Raw genomic sequence first — 23233 nt, forward strand, 5'->3', positions numbered from 1 at the left:
CTCAGCCCTCCTTCTTCAGCGCGCGTTTCATGGCTTCGAGCTCCTCGTCGACCTTGTCGCTATCGGCGAGCGCGGCGAATTCGTCGTCGAGGCTGCGCTGGCCGAGCGCCTTGCGCTCGCTCCGCTCATCCTCGGCCATGCCCAGCGCATCGGCACGGCCCTCGGCCATGTCGACGCGGCGCTCGAGCAGGTCGAAGCGGCTGAACGCCTCGCGGACCTTGTCGCCATTGTACATGGTGCGCAGCTTGACGCGGTTTTCGGCGCTTTCCAGGCGGCTCATGATGTTGTTCTGGCGCATCCGGGCCTCGCGCAGCTTGGCCTGCAGCTTGGCGATATCCTGTTCCGAAGCACGCAGCGCGTCATCGAGCACCGCGATTTCGACATTGAGCTGATCGGCCATATCGGCGGCATTCTTCTTTTCGAGCAGCGCGGCGCGGGCTAGGTCTTCGCGGTCCTTCGACAGCGCGAGCTCCGCCTTGTCGGTCCAGTCAGCCTGCAGCTGTTCCAGCTTGTTCACGTGCCGCTTCATTTCCTTCTGATCGGCAATGGTGCGGGCTGCGGAGGCGCGGACTTCGACCAGCGTCTCTTCCATTTCCAGGATGATCATGCGGATCATCTTTGCCGGGTCTTCGGCCTTGTCGAGCAGTTCGGTAACGTTCGCGGCGATGATATCGCGGGTGCGAGAGAAAATTCCCATGGCCAAAACTCCGTTTCGTAAATTCAGGCGGACTGGATCCGGCGTCCACCTTACCCCCTTTTGCAGTTCAGTGGAAAGTGATTGGCCGGGACGGGGCAAGGGGGGGTAAGCGTCCCGGCCAAATCCGTCAGGCAAGGTACCGGACGGAAACGAGTGCGCGAGTATCTCCGTTATGGTGGACGGGCGAGGCGGCAGCCTCGATGCTCGCAAAGGCGGTAAGAAACAGCGTGGTTACCAGCGCCAGTGCGGCGACCGTGGTGACCAGCGTGGACTTGAGGACATTGTCCTGATCCTGGCTGTTCGCGTTCGAAGCATGGGTGGTTTTCACTTTCTTTCTCCCTCAGACCGCTTTGTGTCGGTGTTGCCAGCTACATTGCAGCTACCGTGCCAAACCAAAAAACATATAGAAAACATAGGCTTGAAAATTTCCCTGAAAGGGCATGTTGGTTAGGATTGCCACGAGTTGGGATTTTGCACTATCTCTTGGCGCATGGAACGGGGCAGTCAGTTCATCGGGGAATCGGGGGCGTTTCTGGATGCGGTCGAACGCGCCAGCCGCGCCGCCATGCTGAACCGCCCGGTGCTCGTCATCGGCGAGCGCGGCACGGGCAAGGAGCTGATCGCCGAACGCCTCCACCGCCTGTCTTCGCGCTGGGATGGCCCGCTGATCACATTGAATTGCGCGGCACTGCCCGAAACGCTGATCGAGGCCGAGCTGTTCGGGCATGAAGCAGGCGCCTTTACTGGCGCGACCCGCGCGCGCCAGGGGCGGTTCGAAGAGGCCGATGGCGGCACCCTGTTTCTCGACGAACTCGCGACGCTCAGCATGGGCGCACAGGAGCGACTGCTGCGCGCGGTGGAATATGGCGAGGTGACACGCATCGGCTCGTCGCGCTCGATCAAGGTCGATGTGCGCATTGTCGCTGCGACTAACGAGCATCTGCCCGAACTCGTCGACAAGGGCCGCTTCCGCGCCGACCTTCTCGACCGGCTGTCGTTCGAGGTGGTGACGCTGCCACCATTGCGCGCGCGCGAAGGCGATGTGATGGTTCTAGCCGATTTCTTCGGGCGGCGGATGGCGGCCGAGCTAGACTGGGATCGCTGGCCCGGCTTCGGTCCGATGGCGACCGAAGCGATGCAGCGGCACAGCTGGCCTGGCAATGTCCGCGAACTGCGCAATGTCGTCGAGCGCGCGGTCTATCGCTGGGACGACTATGAGCGGCCGGTCGATCATATCGTGTTCGATCCGTTCGAATCGCCATGGAAACCCCGGGCCATGTCTCGCACAGGCTCTTCTTCCGGCACTGAATCGCCGTGTGACGAGGTGATCGACGCAGCGCTTTCGGATCCCGGCGTGCGCTCGGCAATGGATCAGACGCTCAATTTCGATGCGATCGACGATCTGCGCGGTGCCGTCGATGCGCACGAGAAGCGTATCCTGCAGGCGGCACTCGCGCGCCATCGCTACAACCAGCGCCAGACCGCCAAGGCGCTCGGCCTCAGCTATGACCAGTTGCGCCATTGCCTGAAAAAGCACGATCTTCTGGGGTGAAATTGCTGGACGGCATGCGGCTTCGCTGAAAAGGGGGAGCCATGAAACTCGCCCGCTTTGATCCCGCCGCCTTCCTCGCATCGCACTGGCAACAGGCACCTTTGCAAATTCGCAATCCCTGGGATGATTGGCAATGCCCGATCGAGCCGGATGAACTGGCGGGACTGGCCTGCGAGCCCGAGGTGGAATCGCGGCTTGTGCTGCGCAAGAGCACGGAAAACTGGGCGTTGGAGCAGGGGCCGTTCGATGCAGAGCGCTTTGCACAGCTAGGCAACGAGCCCTGGACGCTGCTGGTGCAGGCGGTCGACCATCACATGCCAGAAGTTGCCGAGCTGCTTTCGCAATTTCGCTTCATTCCCAGCTGGCGGATCGATGACGTGATGGTGAGCTTCGCCAACACTGGCGGCGGGGTCGGGCCTCATTTCGACCAGTACGACGTGTTCCTGATCCAGGGGCGCGGACGGCGGCGCTGGCGGGTGGGGCAGCAATGCACCGATTCCACCCCCTTGAAGGCGCATGAAGATCTGAAATTGCTGGAAAATTTTGATGAGCAGGCAGTCTATGATCTCGAGCCGGGCGATATCCTGTATGTGCCCCCCGGCGTCGCACATGATGGCATTGCCCTGGACGATGACTGCATGACGTTGTCGATCGGCTTTCGTGCGCCGTCGAGGGCCGAATTGGTCACCGGGTGGAGCGACCATGTGCTCGACAGTCTGGGCGAAGACGATCGCTTTTCTGATACCGGATTGAAATTACAGGAGAATCCTGGCGAAATCACACCCGAAGCCCTGGGCCGGCTGCAAGCCATGGTGATCGAAGCGCTGTCGGATCCTGCGCAGTTTGCGCGCTGGTTCGGCGGTTTCAACAGTGCTGCCAAATATCCGGACATCGATTGGCGGCCAGAAGAGCCGATAACGATGGAAGATGTGCAGTCGGCCTTGCGCCAGGGGCACCCCGTGCTTCGCAACTTTGCAAGCCGGTTGATGTTTGTTCGTGAGGGCGAGGCTATTTTGCTGTTCGTCGACGGCGAAACCTATGTCTGTGAGGGGGCGTGCGCGGCCCTGGCGGAACAATTGTGCGCAGGAACACGCCTTCAGGTGGGCTCGACCGATCGGTCTAGTCAAATGTTACTCCTGGAACTGGCCAATCTCGGCGCTATTGCCTTTGAACAGCAAGGCGACTGAGGCAAGGTTTCAAGCCGCTTTCACCTCACGCCACTCGCCCGGAGCCAGTCCTTCGATCGACCAGCGGTCCACTTGCCATCGGACCAGCCTGAGCGTGGGAAAGCCGACGGCAGCGGTCATGCGGCGAACCTGCCGGTTCCTGCCTTCGCGCAAAATCAGCGAGATCCAGCCATCCGGGACCGATTTTCGGAAGCGTACCGGTGGATTGCGCGGCCATATAAGGGGCGGATCGATGCGACTGGCCTCAGCGGGTCGGGTCATGCCATCCTTGAGCATCAATCCTGTTTGCAACTTCGCAATCGCGGCATCTGTGATCGCGCCTTCGATCTGCACCAGATAGGTTTTGGGCAGTTTGTGCTTCGGGTCGGCAATACGAGCCTGCAGCCTTCCATCGTCAGTGAGCAGAACCAGGCCCTCGCTATCCTGATCAAGCCTGCCTGCGGGATAGACATTCGGCACGGGCACGTAATCCGCAAGCGTGGGGCGCGAACCATCCCCGCTGAACTGGCAGATCACGCCAAAGGGTTTGTTGAGCAGGATCAGACGGGGCAAGAGCACACTTTCTGCGCATCATGGGTGGCATTGTCGGCCAAGGCTTGGCACAGGGATGCATCGCACAACAACCCTTTAAGAGAGAGGCCTGAAACATGACGCTTCCGTCAACCTATCTGCAGATGATCTCCACCGTCAGCGCCGAGGGCGAACTGACGATGGAACTGGTAGAAAAGCCGATTCCCGAGCTGGGCGAGGACGACGTTCTCATTCGTGTCGAGGCGACGCCGATCAATCCTTCGGATCAGGGCGTGATGTTCGGATGGGCCAGCATGGCCAAGGCGACAAGTTCGGGCGAAGGCAAGGCGACGAAACTGTCGGTGCCGGTCTCCCCGCAGGGCATGGGCGTGATGAAGGCGCGCATCGGTCAGGCATTGACCGTCGGCAACGAAGGTGCGGGCACCGTGGTTGCGGCAGGTGCGGGCGATTATGCGCAGAGCCTGATGGGCAAGGTTGTCGCGGTGATGGGCGGCGGCATGTATGCCGAATATCGCAAGGCCCCGGCGATGATGTGCCTGGTGCTCAAGGACGGCCACACCGCACGCGACGGCGCGTCGTGCTTCGTCAACCCGCTCACCGCGCTGTCGATGGTCGAGACCATGCGGTTGGAAGGCCATTCGGCGCTGGTCCACACCGCCGCTGCATCCAATCTGGGGCAGATGCTCAACCGAATCTGCCGGGCCGATGGTGTCGAACTGGTCAATGTCGTGCGCAAGCCCGAGCAGGCCGAGTTGCTGCGTGGCATGGGGGCCAAGCATATTGTCGATTCAAGCAGCGAAAGCTTCATGGCCGATCTGACCGATGCGGTCCATGCAACGGGCGCCACGCTGGCATTCGACGCGACCGGCGGCGGACAACTGGCGTCGAACATCCTGACGGCCATGGAAGGTGCCGCGGCGCGGACTCCCGGTGCGTACAGCATCTACGGTTCGGTGCATCACAAGCAGGTCTATCTATATGGTGGCCTCGATACTTCGCCGACAGTGCTCAGCCGCGGCTATGGCATGGCTTGGGGCGTCGGTGGCTGGCTGCTGCCGAATTTCCTCGCCAAGGCTGGCACCGAGGTCGCGATGCGCCTGCGTGCGCGGGTCGCCGATGAGCTCAAGACCACTTTTGCGAGCCACTATACCGATGAACTTTCGCTGGAAGAGGCGCTGCAAGCTGACGTCGTGTCGCGCTATTATGCTAAGGCAACCGGAGAAAAGTTCCTGATCTGCCCGCAAAAGTGATTGGGCGGGGGCGATGGGAGGCATTCGCCTTCCTCGCCCCCCTTGACGTCCTTCCTGCGAATGCGGGGATCCCGCTTCGGCGTTACGGCCTTCATCAAAACCTGCTGCAAGATGAACGACGCTCCCACGGCCTGTTCAGTTTCGCTCCCTTAAACATGAACGCAACGGATGGCGAATCGGCGCTGTCCCGGTCTCAAGGGAGACAGATTATGAAGAAGTTCATTCTTGCTGCTGCCGCCGCCGGTGCAGTCACCATTTCGGCCGCTCCAGCCATGGCCGCCCCGGTTGCCCATCCCGCAACAAGTGTAGTGCAGGCCTATGGTGTCGATTATCGGGCGCCGGTCGCGCACCAGTGGCGCGGTTATGACGACGACTGGGGTCGTCGCGGCTATGACCGCGGCTATGGCCGCGACCGCTGGGACGACCGCAACGATCGCCGCTTCGACCGTCGCTTCGACCGCCGTCAGGCGCGCGGCTGGAACGGCCAGTACTGGCGCGGCAATGACGGTCGATACTATTGCCGCCGCGACAACGGCACGACGGGCCTGCTGATCGGTGGTGCCGCTGGCGCCCTGGCCGGCAGCGAAATTGCGGGCCGCGGTGATCGTACCACGGGAGCGGTGATCGGCGGTATCGCTGGTGCCCTGCTGGGCCGGTCGATCGATCGCAACAGCGGCAACGGCTTCCGCTGCCGTTAACAGAGGTCACCCCTGCCGAGTGTCCGCGGCAGGGTGAACGGGGAGACCCCTTCTCGCCGCGAGGCGGGGAGGGGTTTCGCTTGTGCGCGGTGCTTGCCAAGGCGTCCGCCCATGCCTATCCCCGCAGGCAGACAGCAGGGGAGGGCGCAATGATCAACGGACCGATTTTGGTGACGGAGCGCCTGATCCTGCGGCCGCCGGGGCCAGAGGATTTCGAGCGCTGGGCCGAATTCTGCGCGGATGAAGAAACCATGCGCTTTCTGGGCGGTGTCCAGCCGCGCTCTGTCGCATGGCGGGGACTTTGCTCCATGGCTGGCGCCTGGCACATACGCGGATATGCCATGTTTTCGCTGGTCACGCGCGACACCGGCGAATGGATCGGACGCGTCGGCCCCTGGTATCCTGATGGCTGGCCCGGCGAGGAAGTTGGCTGGGGCGTGTTGCGCAGCCATGCGGGCAGGGGGTACGCGCTCGAAGCTGCCGTCGCCACCATCGACTATGCGTTCGATCTGCTGGGCTGGGAAAGCGTGATACACACGATCGATCCGGCAAACGAGGCGTCGATCGCGCTTGCCGAGCGGCTCGGCTCCACCAATCAGGGGCCGACACGTCTGCCCGCGCCGTATCAGGACCATCCCGTCGATCGCTACGGCCAGACCAAGGCCGAATGGCAGGTAAACCGAAAGAAATTTGTCCGGTTCTGAAACGGGTTAGCGCCCAATCCCGTTTTGGGACAATGAGGCCCGAGATAGTCGCAGGGTTAACCCTCTTTCGACGGGACAGTTTCGCGCCCCGCAAGGCATGGCTAACGTAATGCTAACGCCTTCTCTGCCAAGGGACGGCATCCGGTCGATTTTTCGAGGATATGAGCCATGGCCCGAATTCCGTTTGCAATGACGCGCAATCTGCTGGTGCTGGGCGGTGCGGCGCTCGCGCTGGTAGCGTGCCAGGATGCCGCCGAAAAGTCGGCCGAGAATGAAGACGCGGCACTTCTGGCGGATGCGGCGGATCCTGCGATGAAGGGCGCTCTGGAAGATCAGATTCTTGTCGATCCCGATCTTGTCGACAAATCGAACCGCAATGCGGTGCTGGGCGAAGGCAGCGATGGATCGGTTCCGTCTGCCAGCACGCCCAAGGGCCAGCTGGCGGCTACGGAAAAGGCGGCTGCTGCTGCAATCGGCCCGCGTGGACTGATGAAGGCGCCCGAGCCGACCAAGGTCGCGGCTGAAGAATGCAAGGACTGCAATCAGGGAAGCACTCTGGGGGCGAAGGCCGCTCAGCAAAATGGTCTGTGTCAGGGCAAGCTGGAATATGCGATGAGCTGGGCGAGCCGCATGCCTGCCGATTTCGCCGTCTATCCGCGGGCCAATGTGAAAGAGGCTGCCGGCGTCGCCAAGGGCCAGTGCAACATCCGCGTTGTGAATTTCACCACACCGGCGGCGCTGAAGAACGTGGTCGATTTCTATTACACCAAGGCCAGGCGCGGTGGTTATTCCGCAGAATATCAGCTGCGCGGCAGCGACCATGTGCTCGGCGGAACCAAGGGGGATGCGGCCTATGTGCTGTTCCTCAAGCCCATGGCGAATGGCGGGACCGAGGTCGATATCGTCGCCAATGGCGGGCGCTGAGAGCGCTTAGAGCACTTTCCGACCAATCTGGGTCACCGTGATTGTCGCAGGAAGCGTCTTGGCAAGGAGCGTTGCGCCGGGCGGGCTGGTGGCCCGTCCAAGCAAGGCGACGCCGTCCGAGAAGCTTCCTGCGACAACCCCGGAGGGGCGGGCCCCTTTTGGCCGATTGCGGCGTCTCTCGTCGGTCACTATGCGTTGGCATGGCTCCCTCCTCGATCCTTGCACTCGGCCAAAATCGGCTCCGTCCCGGTGATCTAGATTGGTCGGAAAGTGCTCTAAAAGCCGTAGACCAGAGTGAGCCGGCTGGTGGTGTCGGTCGGCGCGCGGCCCAGGGCCGGATTCGATTCATATTGCACCGTATAGGACAGCCGCGCCTTCAGCTTGCCGATCAGCTGCGAATCCAGCGCCGCGACGGAGAATAGCGTACTGCGCTCCTCGTCCACATAGGCACTGGCCGCCTCGGTGAGTTGAATGGTTGGCGTCAGCTTGACCTTGATGTCCACAGAGGCGAGCCCGGCCAGTACCGATTCATTCATGCCCGTTGTCAGGCGCGTGTGGCGCCACGCGGGCCCGGCCTTGACGCTCATCTTGGCGCTGTCGCCGGTCAGCACGCTGTATCCGACACCGCCTGAGAGACTGTAGCGTGCGTGAAATCCCTGGAAGCGATCCTGTTCGTACTGGCCAAGGCCATAGACATAGCCCCGCTGGTCGAACTTGTAATTGGGCTCGGCGCTGAAGCGATATTGCTCGCGCACCACCACCCCGTTTGCTTCCTGATAATCTGCCCGGCCCAGCAGTGCCAGACGCCAATCCTCGCCTTCGCTGTTCAGTTTCAGACCGGCTGCCAGCCCGATGCCGGGAGCATTGCCCGTGGTCGCAAAAGCGCCAAGTTCACCTTCGCCGGAATATTTGATGGCAGAAGCCTGTTCGACGGACGCCTGCTCGGACTTGGTTTGCGCTGCAGCGGCGGTCACCGTTTCCGGGGCAGAACTTGCCGGAGCATTGGCTGCCCGAAAGGCTGCAACTTGCGCATCGATGGCTTCAGCGGCCTGGGGATGCGCCTGCTTGGCGTATCGTATGACCACGTCCAGTCCGGCGGCGTCACCGGACTGGAGGGCTGCATCGATCATCTTGCTGACCGCATCGGGAGCCTGCGCGGCCGAAGGGGAGGCACATGACGAAAAAAGCAGGATAGCGCCGGAGAGCGCGCGGCGGATGGTCATGCCTGAAGGGCTCCCGATTGGTCTGCGGGCGACCAGCCTAGATCAACGGGCGGAACTCTTCCACCACGGCGCGGTACAGTCGTCGCTTGAAAGGCACGATCAGTCCCTCGAGGCTGTCGGGATCGGCCCAGCGCCACGTGCGAAATTCCTGATGCTCGGTCTCGATATTGATGTCGCTATCCGAGCCCATGAACCGCATGAGAAACCAGAGCTGGCGCTGGCCGCGGTACTTGCCGCCCCAGACCTTGCCCATCAGTTCCGGCGGCAGATCATACAGATGCTCGTCGCGCGAGCGGGCAATGATCTCGGCAAGATGCTGGGCGATGCCGGTTTCCTCGCCCAGTTCGCGATAGGCGGCCTGTTCGGGATCCTCGCCGGGGTCGATGCCTCCCTGCGGCATCTGCCAGGCATCGGCCGTGCTGTCGAGCCGCTGGCCGACAAACACCTTGCCCAACTGGTTTACCAGCATGATGCCCGCGCAGGGGCGATAGGGAAGGCTGTCGAATCCGTTCATCGCCGTGCCTTAGCTGTCAGGGAGCCGCAAAGGCAATGGAGCAATTGTCCGACACGGCCTTGTCGCGGCAAATTGCGATGGAACGAAAGCGGCTCATCACGGCCGGAACCATGGCATCGGTGACCGGCTCCTGACCGGCAGAGAAGCCCTCGCCGCGTTCGGCATATTGCAGCACCGCGACATTGGCGGGATCGCGCAGCAGGAGCGCCAGAAACTGTTCGCCTCGGCCCGATCGCGCTCCGGGATAGCCACCTGCGGCTGTGGAGCCGCATCCATTGCTCGACAGGTTGTATTCGGTGCCATCGGCAAGCCTCCCGCTGGCGATGACCCGCGAGAAGTTCGCAACTTCGCAGCCTGCAGACACGTTGAAGAACCGCTGCTGCATGTCAGCCGTAGAGACCGGTGCGGCGCCTGCGCCCCTGAAGGTGGAAAAGGTGATCATCCGCGTCCAGTTCTCGACCGTTTCGCCCTCTGGCACGAATTCGACGATCATCTGCCGCTCGTTCTTCGCCTCAAACGCCGGTTCGAACGTGCCGAACACCTGAAAACGCACCTCGCGGCCAAAAACGGGCGCCGAATATGTACAGCACCCTTCCGGATCCTTCGCGCGCTGCTCGCGATAGGTCGCAATCTCCCCGGCCAGATCGGGGGCATTGCGAACCTGAGGCGGGTTTTGCGAAATTGCAAAATCGGGTGTCGCGAGCGCAGCCAGCGACAGCCCGGCAAATGCCAGACGCCGATACCATATGGTGCCGGTGCGGACGCTCATCGGGACAGCAGCGCCTTCATGCCGGCGAAGATCGCGTCGCAGTCGTCCTGAGCCGAGGGCACGCCCTTGCGCAGGCAGATGAAGCCATGGATCGTGCCGCGCATCTCCCTGTAGGTAACATCAACCCCGGCCTTGATGGCCCTGGCGGCGAAATCCCGGCCCTGATCGCGCAGGGGATCAAGCCCGGCGGTGACCAGCAGCGTCGGTGGCAGGCTGGCAAGAGCGCCCAGGATGCAGTCATTGCGGACATCGCCGGGAACCGCGGCATAATTGTCACCGAACCATTTCATGGCGTCGGCGGTCAGCAGATAGCCTTCCGAAAACTCGGTGAACGATCCGCCGGTCTGGCTCGAATCCACCACCGGGTAAAGCGGGGCCTGGGCGATGACGGGCACGGCAGCGGGCCTTGCCATCAGTGCCTGGGTGATCACGATGGTCAGGTTGCCGCCCGCGCTGTCGCCGGTGAAGACGAGGCCGGTTATGTCGAGGCCGAGCTGCTTGCCGTTTTCCGCCAGCCAGCGGGCCGCTGCTTCGCAATCATCGGGCGCGGCGGGGAAGGGGTGCTCGGGGGCCAGGCGGTAATCCACCGCGATGACCGGCAGGTCCAGCTTGGCGGCGAGCTCGGTGCAATAGGGGTGGTGCGTCTCCAGATCGCCGATCACGAAGCCGCCGCCATGGAAGAACATGATCGCAGGGCCCGGCTCGCGGCTTTCGCGCGCGTCGTAATAGCGCAGCGGAATATCGCCCGCCGGGCCGGGGCAGGTGAGGTCGCGGATGATGGCCAGCGGCGTCGGATCGGCATCGGCGACCATCCGCATCATCCGATAGGCCTCGCGCGCTTCGGCGAGCGGCATCTCGTTCATCGGCGGGGCGCCCGTTGCCTGCATCATCGCCAGCAGCATCGCCACGTCAGGCCGCACGAACGGTGCCTCTGCACTGCCCGCCATCGGTTCCATCTCGATCGTTTCGCTCATCCTCGCCTCGTCTGCCTGTTGCTGTTTAATCGCGAGGTTAACCGCTCGGTGGCGGTCGGTCCATCGTCATTTTCTGCCCGGCTTTCCCGCTACAGCCCGCCGCGCTGCCGTGATTGAGCTTTGCGCACCGGCTGATCCATGACACAGCAGCCAGCCAAGCTGATGACGTCGGGCCCTTTGGGGGGCATGTCATAGAGCGTTCAGCTTCGCGGAATATGCTGGGACCCGATGACACTGCCCGAACACCCTTTGCCCGAGCCCGATGCGACAGACCCGGTGACCCGCCGGGCGTTGCTGGCGGGTGCAGGAGCGGCGGCAATCGTCGGGCTGACCCAGACGGCGACGGGAGCATGGCAGGGCCAGGCACCGCGACCGATCGCCGGAACCCCGGTCCTGCCGCCCAGGATGCGCGGCCTCAACCTTGAGCTTTCACCGGGCAGCCTTTCGCCATCCATCGCCCGCGAGCTTGCCTCATGGGGCGTGAACACCGTCCGTATCAATTTCGGCACCGATATGGCTGCGGGCACCGCGACCAAGGGCGTCGCCCTGCGCCCGACCCGCGCAGAGCCGCTCGCGCCCTATCGCAACAATCTGGCCATGCTGAAGAGGTTTACCGCAGAATGCAGCCGTCTGGGCGTCGGCGTCATGCTGGCCGCCAGCGGCGTCTTTGGACGCGATCTGGTCAAGCTCGACGATTCCACCGGAGGTTCGTTCAGAACGCATATCCGCCCCAGCCTGATGCAGTTCTGGACCGCAATGGCGGAAGAGTTGCGCGATGATCCTGCGATCTTCGCCTATGACGTTTTCAACGAGCCCAATTACACGCTGCGCCGCGAGCGTGACGGCGCGATCTGGTACGAACAGATCATGCCGGAGGCTATTCGCAGGATCCGCGCCATCAACCCGCATATCTGGATTGCGGTGATGCCCTGGCCCTGGGGCTTTCCGGGGCGATACGGCTCGATGCCGCTGCTCGACGATCCGGCCATTCTCTATTCGTTTCACGACTATGCGCCGCACAATTTCACCCATCAGGGCGTGGGCACGATTGCGCGCGGAGCCGTCTATCCCGGCATCCTTCGCGAATATGACAGCGAAATGCCCCGGTTCTGGGACAAGGGCGCGCTGGCGCGCTCGATGCAGCCGGCGGTCGACTTCGCCCGGCAACACGGTGTCCGCATGATGGCGACCGAATTCGGCGTGGTCCGCTGGGCCAAGGGGCGCGATACGTGGATAGCCGACATGGTCGCGATCCTGGAGGACAATGGCATCGACTGGCTGTTCCATACCTACAACACCTGGAACGGCTGGAACCCCAGCTTCGCGCCCGATGCCGAGCAGGTCGGCACCTATCCGACGCTTTTCGGGGGGGTGAACTCGCCAGGGCACAGGACATTGCTGCGCCATTGGCGGCTCAATCAGCGGTTCTGAACGCAAGGCGCGGATACGCCGCAGCTGTGGTTCGAGGGCGCTGGAACGTCTGCCTCGATCCGCCGCTATCTGTTCACCAACCACCAGGGATCGGTCACAGCGATCGCCGATGGCAATAGCAACACCATCGCGATCAACCGCTATGACGAATATGGCATCCCTGGCTCAGGCAATATCGGGCGGTTCCAGTACACCGGCCAGGCCCGGCTGGACGATGGAAGGCGCTGCGGGCGGGGTGTGAGCCGCCGCGCAGCGCGTTTTCTCGTCAATCCTCGACCGGGCTCGACTGCAACTGGATGTAATTGTGGATGCCCATGCGCTCGATCAGGTCGAACTGCGCCTCGATCGTGTCGACATGCTCTTCCTCGCTCTTGAGGATATAGGCGAGCAGGTCGCGCGTGCCGTAGTCGCGGACGCTCTCGCAATAGGCGATGCCTTCCTTGAGCAGGGGGATGGCCTCGTTTTCGAGCGCGAGGTCGGCCTTCAGGATTTCCTCCACGGTCTCGCCGATCTTGAGGCGGCCGAGCAGCTGGAAATTGGGCAGGCCATCGAGGAACAGGATGCGGTCCGCCAGCTTGTCGGCGTGCTTCATCTCGTCGATCGATTCCTCATACTCGTACTTGGCGAGCTTGTTGATGCCCCAGTTGGCCAGCATCTTGGAATGGAGGAAATACTGGTTGATCGCCGTCAGCTCGTTCTTGAGCGCGTCGTTGAGAAATTCGATGACCTTGGGGTCGCCCTTCATGTGGATGCTCCTGTATTCGCCAGGCCGGTCCCGGGCCTGTAGCGGTATTTCGATCAGGAGCACAGAATAGCGGTAATCTTTCCAAAAAGAAAGACTGTGCAGCGCGGGAAATTATTGAATTTTAACAGGAAAATCCTGGGATATTGCTAGGCGGTCGCAGTTTCCCGGGTGATAATGCTTTGCGCAAACGAAAGGCACTGGCCGCATTTCGGACGCCGACCGAGCCGGGCATAAACCTCTGCCGGACGGGCCGCGCCATCGCGCAGGGCGTCCTTCAGATCCTGTTCCCGAATCGCATTGCAGATGCAAACAACCATGCGTCTCTCCTGTTCGCAACCAGATAGCGATATTGAGAACGCATCGCAACAGTCTTTTTGCGATTCTATCGCAAACGCATCGGCTGCAGTTTCCGGCGCGCGAGCGAGCGCCACAGCCATTCGGCAGGGCCGAACCGATGGCGCTGAAGCCAGGGTCTGGACCAGGCGAGCATGATTCCCCACGCCGCGAACACGAAGAGCATGGCCGTTGCGCGGTCGATCTGGCCGAACAGCCCCAGCCCCCAGCCATAAAAGACGAACGTCATGGCCAGGCTGGTGCCGAGATAGTTGCTGAATGCGGCTCGTCCTGCTGCAGCGACGCGGGTGATCATCGGGTTCTCGCGGTGCTTCACGATCAGCAGCAGCAGCGCAGCGGCCCAGCCCACGGTCAGAACGATGCGGAAGGGGAAGGAAAAGCTGAAAAACGCGCCGAAGGTGATGACCGTATCGAAACCGCTCATGATGACCCATACGGCCAGCGCGATCATCGGCGGCAGGCCGATGAGAAAGGCGCGCGTCGCGATTTTCGCATAGATGGCAGGTGCCCAAAGCCCCAGGATGAAGCCGCTCTTGAGCATCGCCATGCCCAGCAGCATCATGCCCAGCGTATCGAGCGTGAAGAAGAACAGCGTGCTGACCAGCGAGTCCGGAAACAGCGCCAGATGGTGCTGGACGATCGTGAGCCAGCCGCTGCGATAGACGTCGAGGCTTTCGGCAATGTCCTTTGTGCCCGGCTTGCCGAAGCTGGCCAGCATTTCCTGCGTGCCCCTGACCATGGCGGGATTGGCGCCGGGTTCCGCCGCCTGGATCGCTTGCCACCAGCCGCCGCCGACCATGACCAGGGTGAGCAGGAAATAGAGCAGGTAGAAGATGGCCGCCCAGCGCAGCAGCTGCTTCACGTCCTTGTCGACGAAGAACAGCGCCAGCGTGCCGCAGATCGCATAAGGCACCAGGATATCACCCCACCAGAGCAGGATGAAATGGGCGGCTCCGATCACGAACAGCCAGGCCATGCGGTTGAGGTGCACGCTCCGGGCGTTCTGCCCGGCCGCTTCTGCCCGCTGCATCACCAGCAGCATGCTCGCCCCGAACAGCACACTGAACAGCCCGCGCATCTTGCCGTCAAACAGGGTGAAGTTGATGGCCCAGACGCCGGCATTAACCGGATCCGTGCCGCCCCAAGCTGCCGGGTTCACATAGCCCGCGTCCGGCATCGAAAAACCGATAATGTTGAGCAGCAGGATGCCCATCACGGCAAAACCGCGAATGGCATCGAGCGATAAGTGGCGATCGGTCTGTGTCATCTGCCAAGCCCCCTTGCGACCGCCATCTGCGCGTGCGCAGGTCCTGCCGCGTTAGTCTTGTAACACAGTTGCGCGGTCCGGCAACAAGGCTTGAGTGCGAGTAGCAAGCAGCGTTGGGTCAGAAAAGGGCAGGGGAGGGCAGAAAAGGCCGGATTCCCGAGCTTCGAGGCCCGTCCAGACCAAGCGGTCCATTTTGCGGTACACTCGCAGACCGCCCAGTCTGGCTTCGGACCGCGCGGTCCAGCCGCAAGAGCCGAAATCGGATGCTTGCGAGGCCTGCTGAAAGCGCGGGAAGGCGTTGTGCACCCCAATATCGAGGAAAAATCGTGTGCCAAATGGGCGTTTTGGACCGTCCGGTCCGCCGTGCAAAGGTTAATGGACCAACCAGACCAAAAATTGCCATCGGATCGCCGTCTGCAACAGGTGCGGCAGAGCCTGCGGCTTGTTAGATCATTGTTAGGAATGGTTAACGGATAGATTGGGCCGGTTTATCTGTTCTTAAGGAATTTATGAAGAAAAATTAAGGTAATAAAAACAATGTTATACATGACGTTCCTGCGCAATTTCGGAGGTGCGGTGTTGGTCTAGTGCTCCAAATCTTGCAAAAGGGTTGATGGACTGGTCGGCCCATAATCCGCAGGTAACTCCGCCCTGACAAAAAGTTAATGCGCAAGGACAACGGGTTGATCCGGCATTAACGCCGCTGAGCCACAGGTTAACAGATTTTTCCTCGATTAGAGCCAGTCAGCTGCGGTCAGGCGGGCAGAAGTTAACGGCAAACAGCATGGGATTCGGCGATTGCTTGACACGATAAGAGGTGTCGCTAGACTGCTTGGTCTATGCTGGCATTTCTGCTCGATCCCACTGCGCTTTCGGGACCTGATGGCGCTGATTCCCATATGCACCCCACGCGGCTGCGCCTGATCAGCGTGGCGACCCGCCTGTTCCAGCAACGCGGCTATCATGCGATCGGTCTTTCGGAGATTCTGGCGCTTTCGGAGACGCCAAAGGGCTCGCTCTATCACCATTTTCCGGGCGGCAAGCCTGAGCTGGCCGAAGCCTGTGTCGGGCGGATTGCGGATTCTTCTCTGCACGCCATCGATCAGCTTTCGGCAAGCGGGATTGATATCATTGGATTTTTGCGCAGCTTGTCGGACGTTACGGCGGCCTGGCTCGAACGGACCGACTGGCTGGATGGTTCGCTGCTGGCCGTGATCGGTCAGGAACAGGGCGGAGCGAACGGCCCCTTGAGCGAAGCGGTGCGCATTGCGTACCAGCGGATCGAAATGCGGCTGGCGCGCTGGCTGATGGCCGAAGGCGTGGCCGTCGTTCGCGCGCGAGACATGTCGGCCACCATCATAGCGGCTCAGGAGGGCGCACTGGTGCTGGCCCGCAGCCGCCACGATGCCGCCCCGGTCAGGCTGGTCACGGACATGCTGTGCATCATGGTCGAACGCGGATAGCCTGTATTTGCGGCATTTTCGACGTATAGACCAAATGGTCTGTTCGAAAAACCTGGCGGTCTAGCGGGCAGTACGGGCAATGGTAACGCGGCTGTGCCCGCGCTCGAACAGCGGCATGCCAACAGATCCAGGAGAGGCAATCATGACGATAGAGGCGCTGCGGACCCCTGACGAGGCCTTTGCGGCCGTTCCGGATTTCGACTTTCCGGTGCATTATGCGGAGGACCTGCCGGGATATGAGGGGCTGCGAGCGGCCTGGGTCGACGCCGGGCCGCACAATGCCGACCGGTCATTCCTCTGCCTGCACGGCGAGCCGAGCTGGTCGTTCCTCTACCGACGGATGATCCCGGTGTTCCTCGAAAGCGGGGCGAGGGTGGTCGCGCCCGACCTGTTCGGTTTCGGACGATCCGACAAGCCAGTCCGGCAGAAGGATTACAGTTTCGACTTCCACCGCAGCCATCTGCTGCGGCTCGTCGAACGGCTGGATCTTCGCAACATCACATTGGTGGTGCAGGACTGGGGCGGGCTGCTCGGGCTGACGTTGCCGGCAGACCCCGGTTTTGCATCGCGCCTGTCCCGGCTTATCGTGATGAACACCGGTCTGGGTCAGGGGACAAGCCCTGGTCCGGGCTTCGATGCCTGGAAGAATTATGCACTGTCCACGCCCGATCTGCCCGTCGGGCGGATCATTGCCCGTGGCACACCGCATCTCACCGAGCAGGAAATCGCCGCTTATGATGCTCCCTATCCGGGCCCTGAGTACAAGGCGGGCGCGCAGATTTTTCCCGCGCTGGTGCCGGTGTCGCCAGACATGCCCGGAGTGGAGCACGGCAAGGCGGCGGCACGCTTCTGGTCGCAAGACTGGACAGGACCGAGCTTCATGGCCGTGGGCGCGGCCGATCCGGTGCTGGGCGTGGAGCCGATGGAACGGTTGCGGGCGATCATCCGGGGCTGCCCCGAACCGATGATCGTTCCCGAAGGCGGGCATTTCGTGCAGGAATGGGGGGAACAAATCGCCCGTGCCGCGCTTGCAGCTTTTGGCGATACATCGCCTGCCTGATCGAGAAAGGATCATCGATGACCGACAGCACCGCCCCGCGCCGGATGCGCGCCAGCGACTTTCACCCGCACATTCTCGAGATTTTCGACGGCTATGTGCATGGCAAGCTGAGCAAACGCGAGTTCATCAGCCAGGCGGGTCGCTATGCGGCAGCGGGAGTGACCGGCGCCATGATCCTGAGCCAGCTCAGCCCCGATTATGCCCTGGCGCAGCAGGTCTCGCCCGACGATCCGGCAATCCGGACCCAGCGCGTCGAATACAAGAGCCCGGAAGGTCACGGTACGGTCAAGGGCCTGATGGCCTGGCCCGCCGATGCCAGGGGCAAGCTGCCCGCCGTGCTGGTGGTGCACGAAAATCGCGGGCTCAACCCGTATATCGAGGATGTCGTGCGGCGTCTTGCCAAGGCGGGCTATCTTGCGCTGGGGCCTGATGGATTGACGTCACTGGGCGGCTATCCCGGCACCGACGACGAGGGCCGCACGATGCAGGCTTCGCTCGAACCGGCCAAGCTCATGGAAGACTTCTTTGCCGGGTTCGAATTCCTGCGCGCGCATGACGCGAGCACCGGCAAGGTCGGCGTTACCGGATTCTGCTATGGCGGCGGCGTCTGCCATGCGCTGGCCGTGGCCTATCCCGATCTCGCTGCGGCCGCACCCTTTTACGGTCGCCAGGCCAAGCCTGAGGAGGTGCCCGCGATCAAGGCGCCACTGCTGATCCATTTTGCCGAAAATGACGAGCGGGTGAATGCCACCTGGCCGGCCTGCGAGGCGGCGCTCAAGGCGAATGGCAAGACCTACGAAGCGCATTTCTATCCCGGCACCAGCCACGGTTTCCACAATGACACCACCCCCCGGTACGACGAGGCGGCAGCGAAGCTCGCCTGGGAGCGAACGCTGGGACATTTCGGCAAGTATCTGAAAGCCTGACGATAGCTGGTGGCTGGCATCTTGGACATTGTGTCATATTGCCGTTAGTCTTGCCGTGTCATAATTGAATGACAGTCGCAGACCAACGGACCGGAGCCTTGCCGGTGGTCACCGATATGCGACGGAGCGAGACGGGAGATCGCGCCGATGTTTGACGGTTTTGACGCGCTGTTGCTGGCGCGGATCCAGTTTGCCTTCACGGTGAGCTTCCACTTCATCTTCCCGGCCTTCTCTATCGGGCTCGCCAGCTATCTGGCGGTGCTCGAAGGGCTTTGGCTGAAGACGAACGACAGCACCTATCTCGACCTGTTCAAATACTGGCGCAAGATCTTCGCGATCGCCTTTGCCATGGGCGTCGTATCGGGCATCGTCATGTCGTACCAGTTCGGCACCAACTGGTCGGTCTTCTCGGACAAGACCGGCCCGGTGATCGGCCCGCTGATGGCGTACGAAGTGCTCACCGCGTTCTTCCTGGAAGCCGGTTTTCTTGGCGTGATGCTGTTCGGCATGGACAAGGTGGGGCGCAAGCTGCACTTCACCGCGACGCTGATGGTCGCGATCGGCACGTTCATCTCGGCTTTCTGGATTTTGAGCGTCAACAGCTGGATGCAGACTCCTACCGGGCATCTGATCGCCGAGAACGGCCAGTTCGTGCCCGGCGAGAGCTGGCTCGCGATCATCTTCAACCCCAGCTTTCCCTACCGCCTCGTGCACACCGTGATGGCGGCCTATCTGACGACTGCCTTCGTTGTCGGTGCAGTCGGCGCGTTCCACCTGCTCAGGAACAGGGCAGATCACCGCGCCCGTCGCATGTTCTCGATGGCGATGTGGATGGCGGCTCTGGTCGCGCCTCTGCAGATCTTTGCCGGCGACATGCACGGGCTCAACACGCTCGAGCATCAGCCGGCCAAGGTCATGGCGATGGAAGGCCATTATCAGAGCCATCCCGATGGTGCGCCGCTGATCCTGTTCGGTATTCCCAACAGCAAGGAGCAGCGCATTGATTACGCAATAGAAATTCCGAAGGCCTCATCGCTCATCCTCAAGCATGATCTGAACGCACCTCTCAAGGGGCTGGACACCTTGCCCGAAGACAAACGCCCGCCGGTGGGCATGGTGTTCTGGTCGTTCCGCGTGATGGTCGGCATCGGCTTTGCGATGCTGGGGATTGGATTGTTCAGCCTGCTCGCCCGGGTGCGGGGCAAGCTGTACGACTGGCCCTGGCTGCACCGTGCCGCGATGGTGATGGGCCCGTCGGGCTTCGTCGCGGTGATTGCGGGCTGGGTGACGACTGAGGTCGGCCGCCAGCCCTATACGGTCTATGGCCTGCTCACCACGGCGGACAGCGTTTCGCCGCTCGCAGCCCCTGCCGTCGGCGCCTCGCTGGTCGCCTTCATCGTCACCTACTTCATCATGTTCGGTGCGGGCACCGCCTATATCCTCAAGCTGATGAGCAAGCCTGCCACCGGTCATGAAGAGGCTGCTGCTTCTGGTCCTCTGCGCAGCGCCGGCATCACGCCAGCTGCGGCCGACAGCACGCAGCGCGGCCTCAGCGGGACGATGATGGAGGAGGGCGCATGAGCATGGATCTCACCATCATCTGGGCGTTCATCATCGCCTTTGCCGTGTTCGCCTATGTGGTGATGGACGGGTTCGATCTGGGCATCGGCATCATCTTTCCGGCATTGGGCCGTGGTGCCGAGCGCGACAAGGCGATGAATTCGGTCGCGCCCGTCTGGGACGGCAACGAGACCTGGCTGGTGCTCGGCGGCGGAGGGTTGCTCGCGGCCTTTCCGCTCGCCTATGCGATCATCCTGCCCGCCGTCTACCCGCCGATTATCGCGATGCTGCTGGGTCTGGTGCTGCGCGGGGTGGCATTCGAGGGACGCTGGCGTGACCCCAATCACCAGCCGTTCTGGGATTTCTCTTTCACCGCCGGATCGTTCGTCGCAGCTTTTGCGCAAGGCGTGACTTTGGGCGCGCTGCTGCAGGGCGTTGAGGTCGAGGGCCGCGCCTATGCGGGCGGCTGGCTTGATTGGCTGAGCTTGTATTCGGTGCTCACCGGCGTGGGCACGGTGATCGGCTATGGGCTGTTGGGATCGACCTGGCTGATCATGAAGACCGAAGGCCCGGTGCAGGACCATGCCTTCCGGATGAGCTGGAAGCTGTTTCCCGCGACGTTGCTCGCCTTGGGCGCGGTCAGCCTCTACACCCCGTTCCTCGAGGCCGAATATTTCGCACGCTGGTTCACCTTCCCCAACGTGCTGTTTTCGGCGCAGGTGCCGCTCCTGGTCGCTGTCATCGCCATCCTGCTGTTCCGTTCGCTCCGGAAGCGGCACGACTATGCCCCGTTCCTGCTGACGCTGGCGCTGTTCCTGCTCGGCATGATCGGACTTGGTATCAGCATGTTCCCCTATGTCGTGCCCGAAGAAGTAACGATCTGGGACGCGGCGACGCACCCCAGCAGCCAGCTGTTCATGCTGGTCGGCACTTTGTTCATCGTGCCGCTGATCATCGGCTATACCGCCTGGGCCTATTGGGTGTTCCGCGGCAAGGTGGGGGATGAGGGGTATCATTGATGGCGCTCGACCCCGACAATGCCGATCGCGGCGACGCGCGACCGCTGGCCGAGCGGCTCGGCTGGATGGTCGTCATCTGGCTGATCTCGGTCGGGGTGATCGGTTTGGTCGCCTATGCCATCAGATGGTGGATTAACGCCTGACGCGCGGGCGATGCCATGTTATTCTGCGGCATGGCAGACCCGGTCGACCCTCTTCCTGATGCGGGCGCAAATCCGAACCTGACCGCTGATACCCTCGCGGTGCGCGGCTTCCATCTGATCGAGCACGTGCTGCTGATTCTGGTCGCGCTGATGACCCTGGGCGCGGCGGGCATCGAGGTAGGCGGCATATTGGCTGCGCGCACGATCTCGCTCGCCGATATCCTGCTGATGTTCCTTTATACCGAAGTCATCGGCATGATCGCAGTCTTCTATACCGGGCGCGGGTCGCCGTTCGTATATCCGATCTTCATCGCGATCACCGCGCTGGCGCGGCTGATCGTGCTGCAGGGCAAGGACATGGCACCGGACAAGATCCTGTTCGAGGCGGGCGCGATCCTGTTGCTGGCCATCGCAGCGGTGGTGATCACGCGGGCCGGCAGGGGTTGACCACCGCATTGCTGGTGGCATGAAGGCAATATCCACGCTCCAAGCAAAGCCCAGCCCATGACCAGCGAAAAGCACTATATTACCGCCAACAGCCTGTTGGAGGACAGCTATCGCCTGGCGATGAAGGTGGTCGAGAGCGGATACGAGCCCACGCATATCGTCGGGATCTGGCGCGGAGGCGCTCCGGTGGGGATCGCCGTGCAGGAACTGCTGGAATATCACGGGATCGATGCCGATCACATCGCCATCCGCACGGCCAGCTATTATGGCATCGATCAGCAGAGCAAGGATGTGCGCGTCTATGCGCTCGGCTATCTGGTGGACACGCTCAGTCCGGAGGATCGGCTGCTGGTGGTCGACGATGTGTTCGATAGCGGCAAGTCTATCCAGGCGTTCATTCACGAGCTTGCGGCCAAGTGCCGCTACAACATGCCTCACGACTGGCGGATCGCCACGGTCTATTACAAGCCCTCACGCAATCAGACCGACATGACGCCCGATTATTTCGTCCACGAAACCGAGCAATGGCTGGTTTTTCCGCACGAGATCGTGGGGCTGAGCGTCGAGGAGATCCGCGAGCACAAGCCGGGGGCGAGGATCATCTTGGGCGAATAGAACGGCACTCATCCAATCGTCATTCCCGCGAACGCGGGTATCCAGCTTCCCTGTCGACGGTGGTGTGAATAGCGGGACCCCGCATGCGCAGGGGTGACGAAAGTTGGCGATGGGAATTGCGCCCATCCGCGCCACTTGGCATAACCTGCTACCATGACCCCCGATCAGCGCTACGCCTATATCGACCGCCTGCCCAAGGCCGAACTCCACCTGCATATCGAAGGCTCGCTAGAGCCCGAAATGCTGTTCGACCTGGCACAGCGCAACGGCGTATCCATTCCGTTTGCGAGCGTTGAGGAAATCCGAAACGCTTACAATTTCAGTAATTTGCAGGATTTTCTCGATATCTATTATCAGGGCATGGCGGTGCTGCTGAAGCAGCAGGATTTCTACGATCTGACCTGGGCCTATCTCGAACGCGCGCATGCCGACCATGTCCGCCATGTCGAGATGTTCTTCGATCCCCAGGGCCATACCGAGCGCGGCGTCGCTTTTGCCGATGTCGTCACCGGCATTTCCGACGCGCTGGCCGATGGCGAGAAGCAATGGGGGATCACCTCGCGGCTGATCATGTGCTTCCTGCGCCATCTCGACGAGGCCAGCGCCGAAGCGACGCTGGACGAGGCGGTTCCGTTTCTGGACAGGATCGCAGGGGTCGGTCTCGATTCTTCCGAAGTCGGCCATCCGCCGTCGAAATTCCGCAACGTCTTTGCCCGTGCGCGCTCGCTGGGCCTGAAGATCGTCGCGCATGCCGGCGAGGAAGGGCCGCCCGAATATGTCCACGAGGCGCTCGACATCCTGAATGTCGACCGGATCGACCATGGCAACCGCGCGCTCGAAGACGAGGGGCTTGTTCAGCGGATCGTCGCCGACGGGATGACGCTGACCGTCTGCCCGCTGTCCAACCTGAAGCTGTGCGTGATCGACGAGATTGGCCAGAGTCCGGTCAAGCGCATGCTCGACGCCGGTATTCGCGCGACGGTCAATTCGGACGATCCCGCCTATTTTGGCGGCTATGTGAACGAGAATTACCGGGCAATCGCCTCAGCGCTCGATCTGAGCCGCGACGACTTGCGCACGCTCGCTGCTAACAGCTTCACCGGATCATTCCTCCCCGAAGAGGCGAAAGCGCATTTGCTGGCCGAGATCGACCTGTATGATGCGCATTTCGCCTGATCGT

26 protein-coding genes are annotated in these 23233 nt (G+C 62.0%); 16 read left to right on the forward strand and 10 right to left on the reverse strand.

All coding sequences use genetic code 11. The features are described from left to right. Nucleotide 1 precedes the first annotated feature (1 nt). Entirely contained in the window at nt 2–697 is a 696-nt protein-coding gene (pspA, locus tag C7451_RS10250; protein ID WP_110298869.1) for a phage shock protein PspA, read from the reverse strand. Nucleotides 698–824: 127 nt separating this feature from the next. After that, entirely contained in the window at nt 825–1025 is a 201-nt protein-coding gene (locus C7451_RS19790) for a hypothetical protein (RefSeq protein WP_146215346.1), read from the reverse strand. A gap of 162 nt (nt 1026–1187) precedes the next feature. On the opposite strand from C7451_RS19790, the gene pspF reads away from it, so the two are divergent. Together pspF and C7451_RS10260 are read left to right on the forward strand one after the other, a co-directional pair. After that, nucleotides 1188–2249 carry a phage shock protein operon transcriptional activator gene (pspF, locus tag C7451_RS10255; RefSeq protein ID WP_110298870.1) on the forward strand — a complete coding sequence of 354 codons (1062 nt, stop codon included), beginning with the start codon at nt 1188–1190 and terminating at the stop codon, nt 2247–2249. 41 nt (nt 2250–2290) lie between these two features. Further along, nucleotides 2291–3436: a cupin domain-containing protein gene (locus tag C7451_RS10260; RefSeq protein ID WP_110298871.1), complete on the forward strand. Its 1146-nt coding sequence runs from the start codon at nt 2291–2293 to the stop codon at nt 3434–3436. Between the two features lie 9 nt (nt 3437–3445). Here the strand turns inward: C7451_RS10260 and C7451_RS10265 are convergent, their stop codons facing one another. After that, complete coding sequence (locus C7451_RS10265) at nt 3446–3988, reverse strand: pseudouridine synthase (RefSeq protein ID WP_110299017.1); 543 nt, start codon at nt 3986–3988, stop codon at nt 3446–3448. Nucleotides 3989–4083: 95 nt separating this feature from the next. Here C7451_RS10265 and C7451_RS10270 point away from each other — a divergent pair, with 95 nt between their 5' ends. From C7451_RS10270 to C7451_RS10285, 4 genes are all read left to right on the forward strand, one after another. Beyond that, entirely contained in the window at nt 4084–5217 is a 1134-nt protein-coding gene (locus tag C7451_RS10270; RefSeq protein WP_110298872.1) for a zinc-binding dehydrogenase, read from the forward strand. A gap of 209 nt (nt 5218–5426) precedes the next feature. Beyond that, nucleotides 5427–5915 (forward strand): glycine zipper 2TM domain-containing protein, encoded by a 489-nt coding sequence (locus C7451_RS10275; RefSeq protein WP_110298873.1) that lies wholly within the window; start codon nt 5427–5429, stop codon nt 5913–5915. A 149-nt stretch (nt 5916–6064) separates the two neighbouring features. Continuing rightward, a complete protein-coding gene (locus tag C7451_RS10280) occupies nt 6065–6619 on the forward strand; it encodes a GNAT family N-acetyltransferase (protein ID WP_110298874.1) in 555 nt (184 codons plus the stop codon). 168 nt (nt 6620–6787) lie between these two features. Next, nucleotides 6788–7543, forward strand: a complete 756-nt coding sequence (locus tag C7451_RS10285) for a hypothetical protein (protein WP_146215347.1) — start codon at nt 6788–6790, stop codon at nt 7541–7543. Between the two features lie 275 nt (nt 7544–7818). On the opposite strand, the gene C7451_RS10295 is transcribed toward C7451_RS10285, so the two are convergent. From C7451_RS10295 to C7451_RS10310, 4 genes are read right to left on the reverse strand one after another with little or no spacing between them, the layout of a single operon-like run. Then, nucleotides 7819–8766 carry a DUF481 domain-containing protein gene (locus C7451_RS10295; protein ID WP_110298876.1) on the reverse strand — a complete coding sequence of 316 codons (948 nt, stop codon included), beginning with the start codon at nt 8764–8766 and terminating at the stop codon, nt 7819–7821. A 37-nt stretch (nt 8767–8803) separates the two neighbouring features. After that, complete coding sequence (locus C7451_RS10300) at nt 8804–9280, reverse strand: RNA pyrophosphohydrolase (protein ID WP_110298877.1); 477 nt, start codon at nt 9278–9280, stop codon at nt 8804–8806. Between the two features lie 16 nt (nt 9281–9296). After that, entirely contained in the window at nt 9297–10049 is a 753-nt protein-coding gene (locus C7451_RS10305; protein ID WP_110298878.1) for a hypothetical protein, read from the reverse strand. Continuing rightward, on the reverse strand, nt 10046–11023 hold the full coding sequence (locus C7451_RS10310) for an alpha/beta hydrolase (protein WP_110298879.1): 978 nt from the start codon (nt 11021–11023) through the stop codon (nt 10046–10048). The genes C7451_RS10305 and C7451_RS10310 overlap by 4 nt, the downstream gene beginning before the upstream one ends. Before the next feature lie 228 nt (nt 11024–11251). Here C7451_RS10310 and C7451_RS10315 point away from each other — a divergent pair, with 228 nt between their 5' ends. Then, the gene (locus C7451_RS10315; protein WP_110298880.1) at nt 11252–12454 is read left to right on the forward strand and encodes a glycoside hydrolase family 5 protein; all 1203 of its coding nucleotides are present in this window, start codon (nt 11252–11254) and stop codon (nt 12452–12454) included. A gap of 265 nt (nt 12455–12719) precedes the next feature. Here the strand turns inward: C7451_RS10315 and bfr are convergent, their stop codons facing one another. The 3 genes from bfr to C7451_RS10330 all read right to left on the reverse strand — a co-directional run bounded on the left by bfr (nt 12720) and on the right by C7451_RS10330 (nt 14820). After that, nucleotides 12720–13199 carry a bacterioferritin gene (gene bfr / locus C7451_RS10320; protein ID WP_066284375.1) on the reverse strand — a complete coding sequence of 160 codons (480 nt, stop codon included), beginning with the start codon at nt 13197–13199 and terminating at the stop codon, nt 12720–12722. A 146-nt stretch (nt 13200–13345) separates the two neighbouring features. After that, nucleotides 13346–13516, reverse strand: coding sequence for a (2Fe-2S)-binding protein (locus tag C7451_RS10325; protein ID WP_110298881.1), 171 nt, complete (start codon nt 13514–13516; stop codon nt 13346–13348). 65 nt (nt 13517–13581) lie between these two features. Next, nucleotides 13582–14820, reverse strand: a complete 1239-nt coding sequence (locus C7451_RS10330) for a DUF418 domain-containing protein (protein ID WP_110298882.1) — start codon at nt 14818–14820, stop codon at nt 13582–13584. Nucleotides 14821–15659: 839 nt separating this feature from the next. Here C7451_RS10330 and C7451_RS10335 point away from each other — a divergent pair. From C7451_RS10335 to C7451_RS10375, 9 genes are all read left to right on the forward strand, one after another. Next, nucleotides 15660–16283: a TetR/AcrR family transcriptional regulator gene (locus C7451_RS10335; protein WP_110298883.1), complete on the forward strand. Its 624-nt coding sequence runs from the start codon at nt 15660–15662 to the stop codon at nt 16281–16283. A gap of 142 nt (nt 16284–16425) precedes the next feature. Further along, complete coding sequence (locus tag C7451_RS10340; RefSeq protein WP_110298884.1) at nt 16426–17343, forward strand: haloalkane dehalogenase; 918 nt, start codon at nt 16426–16428, stop codon at nt 17341–17343. Nucleotides 17344–17360: 17 nt separating this feature from the next. Next, nucleotides 17361–18269 carry a YghX family hydrolase gene (yghX, locus tag C7451_RS10345; RefSeq protein ID WP_110298885.1) on the forward strand — a complete coding sequence of 303 codons (909 nt, stop codon included), beginning with the start codon at nt 17361–17363 and terminating at the stop codon, nt 18267–18269. Between the two features lie 147 nt (nt 18270–18416). Next, entirely contained in the window at nt 18417–19850 is a 1434-nt protein-coding gene (locus C7451_RS10350) for a cytochrome ubiquinol oxidase subunit I (RefSeq protein WP_110298886.1), read from the forward strand. Between the two features lie 2 nt (nt 19851–19852). Then, the gene (gene cydB, locus C7451_RS10355; protein ID WP_110298887.1) at nt 19853–20848 is read left to right on the forward strand and encodes a cytochrome d ubiquinol oxidase subunit II; all 996 of its coding nucleotides are present in this window, start codon (nt 19853–19855) and stop codon (nt 20846–20848) included. Next, nucleotides 20848–20991 carry a DUF2474 family protein gene (locus C7451_RS10360; RefSeq protein WP_110298888.1) on the forward strand — a complete coding sequence of 48 codons (144 nt, stop codon included), beginning with the start codon at nt 20848–20850 and terminating at the stop codon, nt 20989–20991. The genes cydB and C7451_RS10360 overlap by 1 nt, the downstream gene beginning before the upstream one ends. 15 nt (nt 20992–21006) lie before the next feature. Then, a complete protein-coding gene (locus C7451_RS10365) occupies nt 21007–21438 on the forward strand; it encodes a phosphate-starvation-inducible protein PsiE (protein ID WP_244181799.1) in 432 nt (143 codons plus the stop codon). Nucleotides 21439–21495: 57 nt separating this feature from the next. Further along, nucleotides 21496–22053, forward strand: a complete 558-nt coding sequence (locus C7451_RS10370; RefSeq protein ID WP_110298889.1) for a phosphoribosyltransferase — start codon at nt 21496–21498, stop codon at nt 22051–22053. A 153-nt stretch (nt 22054–22206) separates the two neighbouring features. Next, nucleotides 22207–23229 (forward strand): adenosine deaminase, encoded by a 1023-nt coding sequence (locus C7451_RS10375; protein WP_110298890.1) that lies wholly within the window; start codon nt 22207–22209, stop codon nt 23227–23229. The last annotated feature ends 4 nt before the right edge of the window (nt 23230–23233 follow it).

Source organism: Blastomonas natatoria (assembly GCF_003201955.1).
GTDB lineage: Bacteria > Pseudomonadota > Alphaproteobacteria > Sphingomonadales > Sphingomonadaceae > Blastomonas > Blastomonas natatoria.